This window comes from Paenibacillus sp. BIHB 4019, assembly GCF_002741035.1.
Classification (GTDB): domain Bacteria; phylum Bacillota; class Bacilli; order Paenibacillales; family Paenibacillaceae; genus Pristimantibacillus.
On record NZ_CP016808.1, the window covers coordinates 3,033,061 to 3,045,916 of the forward strand.

The following is a 12,856-nucleotide window of genomic DNA, read 5'->3' on the forward strand; positions in this document are numbered from 1 at the left end:
CAAGCATGGTGAAGCACCATTTATTTTGGCCGCTGGTGATGCTGGGGGCGCTGTTATTATTTAATTTGCTGTATGAGCCGGATTTTTTCTCCGTGCAAATGCGGGCTGGCAAGCTGTACGGCAGCTTGATTGATATTTTGAATTTTGGCGCGCCGCTTATTCTAGTAGCTATCGGCATGACGCTCGTCATTGCCACGAAGGGCATCGACCTGTCGGTCGGCTCAATCGTGGCTATCTCAGGAGCTATGGCCTGCATGACGCTCGCCCAAGGCACGGATCAGAATATGCTGGGCCTTGTGTTTGGCGCAGTCGCCATTGCGCTTGTGCTGGCGCTTGTACTGGGCCTTTGGAACGGCATGCTGGTGGCGGCCTTCGGCATTCAGCCGATTATTGCCACGCTCATATTAATGGTCGCCGGGCGCGGCGTCGCCCAGCTCATTACAGGCGGGCAGATTATTACCGTATCGAGCAGCGCCTATAAATTCATCGGCGCAGGCTCGCTGCTCACGCTGCCCTTCTCCATCTTTATCGCAGGCGCCGTGCTGCTGATCGCAGCGCTGCTGACGCGCAAAACCGCCCTCGGCCTGTTCATTGAGTCCGTCGGCTGCAACCCCGAAGCGAGCCGCCTGGCTGGCATTCGCTCGCGAGTCGTCATGATCGCCGTTTATATGTTTTGCGGCTTATGCGCCGGCATCGCCGGTTTGCTGCTCAGCGCAAATGTATCCAGCGCCGACGGCAACAATGCCGGGCTGTGGTATGAGCTTGACGCGATTCTTGCCGTCGTCATTGGGGGCACCTCGCTCAGCGGCGGACGCTTTTATTTGCTCGGTACGGTCGTCGGCGCACTCATTATTCAGACGCTGACGACGACGATCTACATGATCGGCGTTCCGCCGGAAATTACGCTTGTGGTCAAAGCGTTTGTCGTGCTGCTCGTCTGCCTTATTCAATCGGAGACGTTCCGCAAGACGCTGGTGCATCGCTTTAAAACTCGCCGCTATCCGGCAGAGAGGGAGGTTAAACGCCATGCTTAAACGGCAGTATATCCCGATCGTAGTAACGGCTGCGCTGCTCGCTTTCATGTTTGCGGCTGGCTCGTTCCGCTACACCGGCTTTTTCTCGCTCCAGGTGCTGCTCAATCTGCTCATTGACAACGCCTTTCTGCTTATCGTCGCGGTCGGCATGACCTTCGTCATCGTTTCCGGCGGCATTGACCTGTCGGTCGGCTCGGTCATTGCGCTGACGACGATGATTTCGGCAAGCCTCGTCCAGCAGCAGGGCTGGCCGCCCGCCGTCGTTATTCCGCTAGTGCTCGTGCTTGGCGCCGCCTTTGGCTGGCTGATGGGAGCCATCATCCATTATTTTAAAATCCAGCCATTCATCGTCACGCTCGCCGGCATGTTTCTGGCGCGGGGACTATGCTATGTCATTAGCATCAATACGATTACGATTGACCATCCGTTCTATACGAGCATGGCGCAGACGAAAATCAAGCTGCCGGGCGGCTTTTTCATCTCGATCAGCGTCATTATCGCATTGGTTGTAGTAGCCGCGGCGATTTATTTGGCGCATTACACCCGCTTCGGCCGCAATACGTATGCCCTTGGCGGCAGCGAATCCTCCGCGCTGCTAATGGGACTGCCTGTTGCCCGCACGAAAATTCTCGTGTACACCTTTAGCGGATTATGCTCCGCGCTTGCGGGCGTCGTCTTTACGTTCTATATGCTGTCAGGCTACGGCCTGCACGCGGTAGGCTTGGAGCTGGATGCCATCGCGGCGGTCGTCATTGGCGGCACGCTGCTGACAGGCGGCGTCGGCTACATCCTCGGCACCTTTTTCGGCGTATTGATTCAAGGGGTTATCCAAACGATTATCAGCTTTGAAGGCACGCTCAGCTCGTGGTGGACCAAAATCGTCATCGGCCTGCTGCTGCTGCTGTTCATCGTCCTGCAGCGCCTGCTCAGTGCAAGGCGGCAAATGCAAAAAGCTTAATAGAACGCGGTTCAAGGGTGCAGCGCAACGATTCGACGTTGTTCGCGGCACCCCCTGAGTCGTTTCGACCATGACAAAGCGCCCTGTATCCATTACAATACGATCAGCAAGCTGGAAGGGCATGGACGCTTTTACTGGCTGAACCGGAGGGAGCCTTATGCAAAGACAAGCTGTATTTGTGAAAATAATTTATGCAATCGCTTTCTTAATGCTGTTAAGCAGCTGCCAGCTTTCAGCCCCAGCTCCTTCATCCTCGGGGATAGGCCATGCGCTCCAGTCTGGAACGGGTATAGGAGAGCGCGCAGAAGGCGGCACGCTGCCTGAAGCAACGGGAATCGAGCTCATTCAGCCAGTGAGGCCGATTGTTCTTGGTTTCTCCCAGCTTGGTTCAGAGAGCGAATGGCGAATGGCCAATACCAATTCGGTCAAAGAGGCGGCAAAAGAGGCCGGAATCGAGCTGTTGTTCGAAAATGCGGAGCAATCACAGGAAAAGCAGTTTGAAGCGATTCGTTCCTTCATTAAGCGCAAGGTCGATGTCATTGCCATTGCTCCGGTCGTGCATTCGGGCTGGGATGAGATTTTAACCGAGGTGAAGCAGGCGGGCATTCCGCTTATTATATCTGACCGATCCGTTGATGTGGGCGATACCTCGCTTTATGTGACGCATATTGGGGCAGATTTATATGAAGAAGGACGCAAGGCGGGCAAATATTTGGTCGATAAAATGCGGGATGCTGCCGAGACGGTTCAAATTGTCGAGCTGCGGGGAACGGAAGGCTCTTCCCCCTCGATCCAGCGCGGACAGGGCTTTCGGGATATTGTGCTGAAGCAGCCGGGCTATAAAATGATGGCCAGCGTCGACGCTGATTTTACTTTTGAACGGGGCAAGGAAGCGATGGGCACGCTCCTTGAACAATATGGCAGTGAAATGGACGTGCTGTTCGCCCAAAACGATGATATGGCGCTTGGCGCAATTGAAGCGATTGAGGAATATGGGCTGCGGCCAGGCGTTGATATTGTCATTATTTCAGTGGATGGGACACGGCGGGCGTTCATGATGCTGGGGGAGGGTAAAATTAACTGCATCGTTGAATGCAATCCGCTGCTTGGCCCGAACATGATGCAGGCGGTGCAGGAGCTCGTTGCCGGGCGCACGCTGCCGAAGCGAATCGTGCCACAGGAAAGCGTGTATACGGAGCAAATGGCGAAGAAGGAAACCCCGTTTCGGAAATATTAGACCTATCCTATACAGCACAAGGCAGTTCCCGTCAGCGTAAAAGCTGTGCGGAAACTGCCTTGTGTCGTTTTCCCTATATGGTTTTGGTAGAGGCGAGGAACAGCTTTACATGCAGAATCGGAATAACCCGGTTATCCAGCCTGAAAGCTTGGTGGAAAATGTCCTTCTCTGAAGAATCCGGCACAGGTTCAATGTCGGCTTCTTCAATCGAAGCGGTATTTTCGATATCATCGACGAGCAGTGCTACTTTGGCTTGCCTGAGCAAAATGATTTTTTGATAGCTGTCCGGGGCCTGTCCAAACAGATTAAATTTTTTGCGCAAGTTAATAATAGTGTAGAGGCCGCCACGAATGTTGGCCACGCCACCATGCCACGGCTCGGCGAAAGGAAGTGGTGTTCCTTCTACGGCTGCTTGAATTTCATCAATTTCCGAAAAATGGACAGCAAAAGATTTGTTGGCCACGTTGAAAATAATAAAGTCGCTCATTAGAGATAGTCTCCTTGCCGTGTTTGGTATGCTTCGAGCAATTCCTATCTCTATTATATTATATCGTTCGACAAGCTGCATATAGCTTTCAAAATAATGATTTGACATTGCAAGTAACCTGTAACTATAATAGTTACATAAAGCGGACCGCTTTTTTGAAAAAAATAAACCTTATTTATATTCAGGAGGAATAGACAATGAAAATAGCAGTGATTGGCGCAACAGGTAAAGCCGGAAGCTTGATCATTCAAGAGGCGGCGGCAAGAGGACATGAGGTGACAGCAATTGTCAGAACGGCATCGAAGTTTGCACAGCCCAATGCAGCCGTATTGGAGAAAGATGCGTTCCAGCTGACAGCAGCAGATTTGAAAGCTTTTGACATCGTCGTCAACGCATTCGGCGCACCGCAAGGCGAGGAAACGAAGCATGTAGAGCTCGGCAAAGTTCTGATTGAAGCGCTCAAAGGCGCACCGGAAACCCGCTTGATCGTAGTCGGCGGAGCGGGCAGCCTGTTCGTGGATGAAGCAAAAACGACGCGCATGCTCGAAACAGAGCATTTCCCGAAAGAATATTATGCGACAGCCTTTAACCAAGGCAGCAACTTGAATGACCTGGAAAGCTCGACGGGCATCAAGTGGACGTTCGTTAGCCCGGCAGCCTTTTTCAACCCCGATGGCAAACGCACAGGCTCTTACACCAAAGGCAAGGACAACTTCTTCTTTAACGCCAAAGGCGACAGCTACATCAGCTACGCCGACTATGCAATTGCCATTGTGGATGAAGCGGAGCAAGCGAACCATGTGAACGAGCGTTTCGCAGTCGTAGCGGAAGCGGAATAAGCAAAAGGAATAGATCATTCCGACATTCTAATAGGTAATAGCTTCTCTAGAAAAAACAGCCCGAACGGACGCATCCGTTCGGGCTGTTTGCATGTCTCTGGCAGCTGCGATAGCAGCTTGACGCTTCACGGCTAGCCTTCGAGTCCGTCGATTTTGCCGAGCACGATCAGCGTTCGAATGAGCACAGCCGCCGCTTGCGCACGCGAAGTTTCTCGCTGCGGCTCGTAGCGGCTGCCGCCAGTGCCGGTCATAATGCCAAGCTCGGCAATGCTGCGTACCGCCTCCAAATACGCCGGCTTCACGCTGGCAATATCTTTGTAGCCGTTGACGTTGATAACGCCGCCGTCTGCATGGCCGGCAGGGAGCTCCTCAGCTTTGGAAATAGCTGCCGCAACCATGTCCGCCATTTGCTCGCGGGTAAGCGGCTGGCTGTCCACGGCATAGGACGCCGGGAGCGCATTTGCGCCGAGCGCCCGTGTCAGCATTGCTGTGAATTCCGCTCGCGTTACAGTCCGCTCAGGAGCAAACTTGCCGCCGCCGATGCCGTTTACCAGCCCCTTCGCTGCGGCCAGCCGGGCCAGCGGTTCGCCCCAATGCTTAGACATGTCACTGAAGACGACGTTATTCTCCGTAACGACATACGTGCCGTCAGACGCAGAACGGATCGCTGCGAACGAGATGCCGCCGATATTCAGCTTGCGGGCGGGAACGAATGCGAGCTGCTTGGTTGCTTCGTCAAAGCGGAAGGCCCCCCAATATTCCGGTATCTCCTTCATGTCGCCAGTCAGCGGAAGGAGAATTGTCATTTCGGAGCTGAATGTGGCCAATGCTCGCAGCACCATGCCAGTCTTGGCATTGATTATATCCATGCGAGCATGGACTGGAGCTCCGAGCAGCTTGCCGTCAGGCAAGCTGCTCGTAAGTGTGCCTCGCAGCGCAGAATCGCCGGATTTATCGGTCAAGGTGAGTTTAAAGCTGATGTCCTGAGCGCCAAGCTTGTTTTCGGCAAGCAGCTCCTGCAGCCCGGGTATTAGCGAAGCAAGCTGAACCGGGATGCGGTAGCTGCCATATGGCGCCTTAATCTCAAGAAGAAAAGCTTCATTTTTACTCGCGAAGCCTGCAAGCACGCTTGCCGGAATGCTGGCATAGACGGCGCTGCTGCCAGTATGCGGCGAAGCCTCCAGCACAGCAATCGGCTTCGTCGTGTCGATGGTGCTCGCCGGAACGAGAGTGCCGTTCAGATTGATGCCTGCCACGGCAGCAGGTGAGGATGTGCCCCCGCTGATGCCGCCTCCGCTTATCGGCGATGGGGTGGGCGCAGGAGTAACTGTTGGAGTGGGACTAGCCGTTGGGCTTGGCGTGGCCGCTGCTCTAGTCACGGTTACGGTGTACGTCTTCGTTGTTCCAATTTGCGCAGTCACTTTCACTTCAATAATATTAGCGCCCTCAGTCAAGGGCAGCGGGCCGAAAGGCGCGCCGCTGGCGGCAGCCTCACCGTTAATCGTGACCGCTGCCGTACTGGCCGATACCTCTGGCGTAACCGTAATCTCGCTCACATTGCTGCTTACAGCTGCTGTATAAACCGTCGTACTCTCATCAAACACTGGATTAAGAGAGCCGTCTGACAATGCAAGATGGCTAAGGTTCGCGTCGGTGGACAGCGGAATAGCGCTCACTTCATTGGACGCGGAGCTGTCCCGCCCGGCAAAAGCAGCTTTAACCGAATAATAATAGGTCATGCCATTGGTCAATCCGGTTACTGTGCGGGAATAGACGGAGCTGCCGACAGTAGCGATCTCGGCTCCGCTGCTCCCCATCGTCTGGCTCTGATAAATTTTATAACCGATTGCGCCGTTTACCGGCTCCCAGGCCAAATCAGCCTGCATATCCCCAGCTATAGCAGGCTGCATAACAGGCACACTGGACACCCGAATGACTTGAGTGGAAGCTAAAGGAATAAGCCAAACGTTGAGGCCGTCAAACATGGCGGAATACATGGGATTAGCATTAACGCCTGCCGGCCAATCCGAGAAGCCCTCCATTTCGCCAGTCGTTGTGTCAATTCTGAATAATTGGCTGTAGGAGCTGGCCTTTACCCAAATATATCGCCCGTCAAAGGCGCTTTCGCCCAATAGGCTTCCGGCTTTATTGAAGCCAGCGGGCCAATCGTCATAGCCGGTCATTTCGCCGGTGCTCGTATCCAGCTTCACGACCTGGTTTGCGCTATAGGGGGTCATCCACATGCTGTCTCCGTCAAATATGGCTCCGTTGAAAGCATAAGCCCCTTTCACAAAGCCGCTAGGCCAGTCGTCGTAGGCGGTCATATCTCCCGTAGCTGTGTCGACCTTGATAACGCTGCTCGCCGTATTAGGAACGAGCCACAAATTTTGGCCGTCATAAATACCGTCGGAAAAAGCATAATTCGGCAGCGTAAAGCCGCTAGGCCAGTCATTATAGCTGGTCATGCTGCCGGTTGACGGATCGAGGCGAATCAGGCTGTTAGCATTGGAGGGAACGAGCCAAATATATTGCCCGTCAAAAACGCCTCCACTAAATCGGGGAGAATGGTTGTTAAAGCCGGCTGGCCAGCTGTTATAGCCGGTCATGGCACCGCTCTCCGGGTCAAGTTTAATAATCCGGTCAGCTAATGACGGGATCATCCATAGCGATTGCCCGTCAAATACGATGTCGCTGAATGCCCCGTTCCCCTTCGTAAAGCCTGCTGGCCAATTGTTATAGCTGGTCATGGCTCCCGTTACAGGATCCAGCTTGACTACCTTATCCGTTTCTTGCGGGGCCATCCATATGGCTTGACCGTCCGAAACGCCGCCCGCAAAAAGCGTGTAGCTCAGGCTCACGTCGCTTGGCAGTTCGTAAGCCGCCATCTCGATAGCTGGTCCGAGAGAGGTTGACACGGTTCCTGATGCCGCAGTTGGCGAGCCTGCTGGCCACAAGCCTGATACCAGCAGCAGAGCGGCGAGACATACCGAGATTTGGCGCTGTATTTTGCTAAACATCCGATAATCCTCCTATTCGTTCCCCTGATTGTAAATGCTGCAATCTATATTCTACTATCTATATTTTACTTATTTTAGCAGCAAAAAAAATCCCCCTTTAGGGGGATTTAGCGAAAAAAAACATCTATTTTACGCAAGCTGCACGTTTTTGCCGTTCATGGACGAAGGAAGCAGCGAATAAACGTTTTGCAGGTGAAATACGCGCGGGCTAAGCTTGAAGCTGGAGCCCTTGAAGGTGCAGCGGTCATAATTGAAATGCAGGGACGATATTGTAATGGTGCAGTTGTTGAACGTGCAGCCAATGTAGTGGTTTCCATCGAAGCAAATATGCTCTCCGTCAAAGCGTTTGTTAATAATATATTCCATCCTATATTCCTCCTCGAAATGTATATCGAATTACTTTGTATTTACCCTAGTAAACAGATATGAAACAGGTATGGAGCGGCATTAATTTCCGAATGCAGCTAGCCCTTTCCTTTATTTGACGAAAAAGGTGCCTGTCCGGTTTTGCGGCGTGCGCTCTTGCAGACTGGGCTTGGATGGGCGTGAACGAGCCAGGCACGCATTCATTTCCCCGCCTAAAATAATGATATGCGACGTAATGAATAACCAGACCAGCAAAATAATAATGCCGCCAATGCTGCCGTACGTTTTGGAGTAGCTGCCGAAATTATTAATGTAGAACTGGAACAGCATCGAGGCTGCAACCCAGCCAATTGTCGTAAACAGCACGCCGGGCAGCACTTCCTTAATAGTCAGCCTGCGGTTAGGAGCAATCCAATACAGCATCGTAAATACGATAAGCATAGCGGCGAGCGGAATCGCATATTTCACCAAATTCCATACCCACTCGCTTTCACTGGGCACATGAAGCAGGTTGAACAAATAGCTGCTGATCGTCTGGCCAAAAACGAGCATAAGCATGACGAGCGTGATGACAAGGCCGAGCACGAGCGTGGCAATCAGTGCAATGCCGCGTATCTTCCAGAAGGGGCGGCTTTCCTGCTCCTCATAGGCTGTATTCAAGCCTTTTATTATGGCATTCATGCCATTGGACGCCGACCAGACCGTCGCCAGCATTCCGACCGATAGCAGCGTCCCATTGCTGCCCTGCGTAATTTCTTCAAGCACCTTGCTGATCGCCTCGCCCGTCTCGGCAGGAAGCAGGCGAATAAGCTCGGCCACGAGGCTGTCACCCGATAACTGAACGAAGCCGAGCAGGCTGACCACAAACAGCAAAAAGGGGAAGAAGGCCAAAATCAAATAAAAAGTCAGCTGCGCCGCTACCCCCGGCACATCATCATCGCGGAAACGGACATACATATCGAGGAAAAACCGCATCGTTTTTGATTTAGGAGCCATAAGCAGCTACCTCCGTTTATGATCTATTTTTTTAAGTTATTTAAATATGATCATGTGGGCGGGTTAAGCCCTGACATTGCCTGCCGTTTATGCTGTTGCTTATGCTTACCCGCACAGGCGGCAGCTCAAGCGAAATAGGACGTATGCTATTCCAAAACCAAGTTGGAAAACTGGATGAGTATGGAGGCGGGTGTCAAGGAAATGAAAGGATGGAGAGAAAGGAGAGGAGCTGGGGCAAGATGATTCGTACAATTAATCGCGCGGCAGGTACAACTTTTTCCAAATGATCATCGTCTATAGAATAAATGGGCGGACAGGAAGTGATCGTTTGGACGTATATTTGCAAGCAAGCGTCGTCATAGCGCTGCTGCTAGGAGTGGGCCTATTGTTTATTGCTTCTACTAAAAAGCGTCATGGGCAGGGCGAGCACTTGACCGAGCGCCAAAAAACGCTGCGGCGAATCGGCGCCTGCATCGTGATTTTCACAACGCTGCTGATCGTATTCGGCTTGTTGTCCTATAACGCCGATGAAGTGCATCAGATGGGGCATTGAATACTGACGCACAAAGGGGTTATCGTTAAGCCGCGCTTGAATAAGGCGGCTTAACGATAACCCCTTCTATTGGTTGCGGCTCAGCTAGTGGTTCTGCTATTGGGAAAACGGTAGGCTGCGCCAGCATGAGTATCCGGCAGGCGTGTATTTCCTTTGCCGAACAGGCGCTCGCGAAGCGTATCCTCCTCGTATTGTTGTCTGAACATGCCGCGCCGCTGAAGCTCTGGCACAACGAGATCGACAAAGTCGATATGCGTCCCGGGCAGTACATAACGCTCCAAATTAAAGCCGTCAATACCGGTTTCCTCTACCCAATATTGCATTTGGTCCGCAATTTCCTCAGCTGTTCCGGCTATTACAATACCGCGAAACTCCTTCTCGGCAAAATTATCGCTCACTTCACGGACGCTCTGAACTTTGCCGCTATGCTTCGTATAGCGCTCGGTATGCGTGCGTCCTTGCTCGGTTTTTATTTGTTCGAACGGCGCATCGGGATCGAGCGCGGACAAATCAATGCCCGTCGCGTTCTCATAGGTGAGCAAAGCCGCCTCCCGGCTGCGATGGGCTTTGTATTCGGCAAGCTTGCCCTCAGCTTCCTCTCGCGTACGGCCAACCACAGCCGACAGTCCCGTGAAAATTTTAATTTCCCCGGCTCCTCTGCCATAAGCGGCAGCCCGCTTGCGAATATCCTGCACCTGAGCTCTTAGCGCTTCTACAGTCGGGGCTTTCAAAAAAACACCCTCGGCATGCTTGGCGGCAAAATCTCGCCCACGATCCGAGCTGCCCGCCTGAAACAGGACAGGCGTACGTTGAATTGAAGGCTCACTGGCATGGGAGGCCTTCATTTTATAATATTTGCCGCTGTGTTCAATGACATGAACCTTGTCCGCATCGGCATAAATGCGGCGCTCGCGATCAGCGATGACAGCGTCATCCTCCCAGCTGCCCTCAAGCAGCTTATAGCTGGCTTCCATAAATTCCTCGGCCTGCTCATAGCGTTCATCATGCGGCAATATGCCGCTGCGCCCAAAGCTTTCCGCACCGCTGATGCCGCCTGTAGCCACGACATTCCAGCCTATGCGGCCGCTGGTCAAATGGTCAAGCGTCGAGAAGCGGCGGGCGTTGGGAAATGGCAGCTCGTATACAGGCGAGGCCGTGGTGACGAAAGCGAGATGCTTCGTGCTGGCAGCGAGTGCGGAAATGACCAGCATCGGATCGTTGGAGGGCGTGTACACAGCTTCGCGATACGACAGCTCGCGCTTATGATGGGGATAGCCATAGGAATCGGCAAAAAACATAAAATCGAATTTGCCGCGCTCCAGCACTTGCGCCAGCTCAATCCAGAAAGCCAGCTCCTTGTAGCGTGTAGATTGATTGGCGGGATGGGTCCATAAGCCCTGCGTCATTTGATTAGGGGTATGAATATCGAAAATGCCTAAATGGATTTTTTTCATCGCAAGCAGCGCTCCGTTCCACTATTTAAATATCAAGTTATTCACTCGGAATAATAGTTATAAGTGAGCATAGCGGAAGGGGGAGCGTTTGTACAATTGAAAATGCTAAAGCGCCGCTTTAATAAACGTAAAGATGGACGCCGTTACCACTCGGGATCGGGAGTGAGCGCCTGCTTAATATCGGCAATCAGCTCTTTATTGATTTGGCTCAGCGTCGTGCTGTTCCGCTTAATGAGGATGCCCAGCTCAGGCCCCTCGGCTAAATCGATAACCTGCTTGATGATCGTCCCCGGCAGCGGCGGCGAAATAGCGACGACGGGCGATAGGGCAATGCCTAGCTGAGCTTGTACATAATATTTGAGCGCGGATATGCTGGCGACCTCAATGCTGTTATGCCGCAGCTTGCCGATCTTTTTCGTAATCATTTCCTCGATGCGAATCCGAAACGAGCAGGTTCCCGGCGTGAACAGAAACTTTTCATTCCGCAAATCCTTCATCCGTATTTCCGCGCGTTCAGCAAAGGGATGCCCAGCAGGGAGCAGCAATGAAAATTGTTCCTTCATTAAACCGTGAAATTCAAGCTCGATATGCGGTTCAGGCTGATTGCACAGCGCCAGATCAATTTCATCGTCGATGACCATCTGCATCAGCTCTTTGGTCGTGCCGACCTTGACTTTAATTTGCACCTTCGGCTTTTTTTGCGTATACGCGGACAGAATGCCAGGCAGGCGGCTGCTGGCGGAAGGCTCTGATGCGCCTACCCGCACAACGCCGGCGTCCCCTTGAATGAAATCCGTTAAGGAGCTGTTCAGCTCGTCGTATTCCCGCAGCAGCATATCGGCCCGTTCATGGAACAGCCGTCCGGCGCTGGTGAGCGTTATCGTTTTGCCCCGCTCGAACAGCTTCATGCCGAGCTCCTCTTCGAGCTTCTTGATTTGTATCGTAATGGTAGGCTGCGAATATTGCAGTGCCTCGGCAGCACGCTGGAAATTACCGAGCTTAACAATGGTCTGGAACGTTTTAATTAACCGAATTTCCATGCGATTTCACCCCTATGCTTAAAAAATACTAAATTGGCTATTTAAATCTTTCAATTATACACGTTCAGCTTTATGCCCTATTATAACAGATATAAACCCGATTAAATCAAGTGGATTACACATATTTAAAATGGAAAATGGAGGTTTTACCCTAATGTCGAACGAAAGCTTGTACACCAGACACGCCCCTAGCTTCTCATCCAAAATATTCAGCTATGCCCCTGATGCCTTTAAGGCGTTCGGCGAATTTAACAAGGAAGCACTTGCTGATGGCGTAATTTCAGTCAAAGTCAAAGAGTTTATAGCCGTTGCCGTTGCCCATGTTACAGGCTGCCCTTATTGTATCGAAGCCCATGTCGGCAAAGCGAAGGCGCTGTCTGCATCGTTCGAGGAATTGTTCGAGGCTGCGGCTGTCGGTGCGGCGGTCAATGCTCATTCCGCCTTTTTTCATTCAGTCAATGCGCTTAATGCGTTCAACGGCAGCAAAGAAACGGACTTGTACAGCAGAAGCAATATCGAGCTGGTCGAGCAGCTGGAGGACGTAAATGAGGGGCTGTACAATGCTTTCTTCGAATATGTGCACAAGTCGCTTAAGCCGCAGCATATCGAAGCGAAGGAAAAGCTGCTCATCGCAGTTGGCTCGGCCCATGTGACGGGAAGTGCTTACAGCATTGAGATTTTTACAAAGCAGGCGAAGGAAGCGGGAGCAACACTGGAGGAGCTGGCTGAGACGATCGTTGTAGCAACGGTGTTGAAGGCAGGCTCTGCGATGGCACACCGGGTGAATGCCCTGCAAGCCTACGAGCGGGAGTAGCAGCCGATTTCTAGCCATTAATAGCCTGATAATCGAATGAATAAGAAGAGGAAGAAGGGGA

The 12,856-nt window shown here is 52.3% G+C and carries 12 protein-coding genes; 6 read left to right on the forward strand and 6 right to left on the reverse strand.

What is annotated here, in order from left to right; genetic code table 11:
* Positions 1–5 precede the first annotated feature (5 nt).
* The 3 genes from BBD42_RS12850 (at position 6) to BBD42_RS12860 (ending at position 3,229) form a co-directional block, all read left to right on the forward strand.
* On the forward strand, positions 6–1,034 hold the full coding sequence (locus tag BBD42_RS12850; RefSeq protein ID WP_099518449.1) for an ABC transporter permease: 1,029 nt from the start codon (positions 6–8) through the stop codon (positions 1,032–1,034).
* Positions 1,027–1,992, forward strand: a complete 966-nt coding sequence (gene yjfF / locus BBD42_RS12855; RefSeq protein WP_099518450.1) for a galactofuranose ABC transporter, permease protein YjfF — start codon at positions 1,027–1,029, stop codon at positions 1,990–1,992. Before BBD42_RS12850 ends, yjfF begins: the two co-directional genes overlap by 8 nt.
* 157 nt (positions 1,993–2,149) lie before the next feature.
* Positions 2,150–3,229, forward strand: coding sequence for an ABC transporter substrate-binding protein (locus BBD42_RS12860; protein WP_237163462.1), 1,080 nt, complete (start codon positions 2,150–2,152; stop codon positions 3,227–3,229).
* A 73-nt stretch (positions 3,230–3,302) separates the two neighbouring features.
* Here BBD42_RS12860 and BBD42_RS12865 read toward each other — a convergent pair whose 3' ends face one another.
* The gene (locus BBD42_RS12865; RefSeq protein ID WP_056033639.1) at positions 3,303–3,716 is read right to left on the reverse strand and encodes a chemotaxis protein CheW; all 414 of its coding nucleotides are present in this window, start codon (positions 3,714–3,716) and stop codon (positions 3,303–3,305) included.
* 197 nt (positions 3,717–3,913) lie between these two features.
* Here BBD42_RS12865 and BBD42_RS12870 point away from each other — a divergent pair, with 197 nt between their 5' ends.
* Positions 3,914–4,555: an NAD(P)-dependent oxidoreductase gene (locus BBD42_RS12870; protein ID WP_099518452.1), complete on the forward strand. Its 642-nt coding sequence runs from the start codon at positions 3,914–3,916 to the stop codon at positions 4,553–4,555.
* A 131-nt stretch (positions 4,556–4,686) separates the two neighbouring features.
* On the opposite strand, the gene BBD42_RS12875 is transcribed toward BBD42_RS12870, so the two are convergent.
* The 3 genes from BBD42_RS12875 to BBD42_RS12885 form a co-directional block, all read right to left on the reverse strand.
* On the reverse strand, positions 4,687–7,572 hold the full coding sequence (locus BBD42_RS12875; RefSeq protein ID WP_099518453.1) for an S-layer homology domain-containing protein: 2,886 nt from the start codon (positions 7,570–7,572) through the stop codon (positions 4,687–4,689).
* 129 nt (positions 7,573–7,701) lie between these two features.
* Entirely contained in the window at positions 7,702–7,938 is a 237-nt protein-coding gene (locus BBD42_RS12880) for a hypothetical protein (RefSeq protein ID WP_099518454.1), read from the reverse strand.
* A 111-nt stretch (positions 7,939–8,049) separates the two neighbouring features.
* Positions 8,050–8,934, reverse strand: a complete 885-nt coding sequence (locus BBD42_RS12885; protein WP_099518455.1) for a YihY/virulence factor BrkB family protein — start codon at positions 8,932–8,934, stop codon at positions 8,050–8,052.
* A gap of 328 nt (positions 8,935–9,262) precedes the next feature.
* Here BBD42_RS12885 and BBD42_RS12895 point away from each other — a divergent pair, with 328 nt between their 5' ends.
* Positions 9,263–9,487 carry a hypothetical protein gene (locus BBD42_RS12895; RefSeq protein WP_099518457.1) on the forward strand — a complete coding sequence of 75 codons (225 nt, stop codon included), beginning with the start codon at positions 9,263–9,265 and terminating at the stop codon, positions 9,485–9,487.
* 80 nt (positions 9,488–9,567) lie between these two features.
* Here BBD42_RS12895 and BBD42_RS12900 read toward each other — a convergent pair whose 3' ends face one another.
* A complete protein-coding gene (locus BBD42_RS12900; RefSeq protein ID WP_099518458.1) occupies positions 9,568–10,941 on the reverse strand; it encodes an LLM class flavin-dependent oxidoreductase in 1,374 nt (457 codons plus the stop codon).
* A gap of 143 nt (positions 10,942–11,084) precedes the next feature.
* Positions 11,085–11,981, reverse strand: coding sequence for a LysR family transcriptional regulator (locus BBD42_RS12905; protein WP_099518459.1), 897 nt, complete (start codon positions 11,979–11,981; stop codon positions 11,085–11,087).
* A 154-nt stretch (positions 11,982–12,135) separates the two neighbouring features.
* On the opposite strand from BBD42_RS12905, the gene BBD42_RS12910 reads away from it, so the two are divergent.
* Positions 12,136–12,795 carry a carboxymuconolactone decarboxylase family protein gene (locus tag BBD42_RS12910; protein WP_099518460.1) on the forward strand — a complete coding sequence of 220 codons (660 nt, stop codon included), beginning with the start codon at positions 12,136–12,138 and terminating at the stop codon, positions 12,793–12,795.
* The last annotated feature ends 61 nt before the right edge of the window (positions 12,796–12,856 follow it).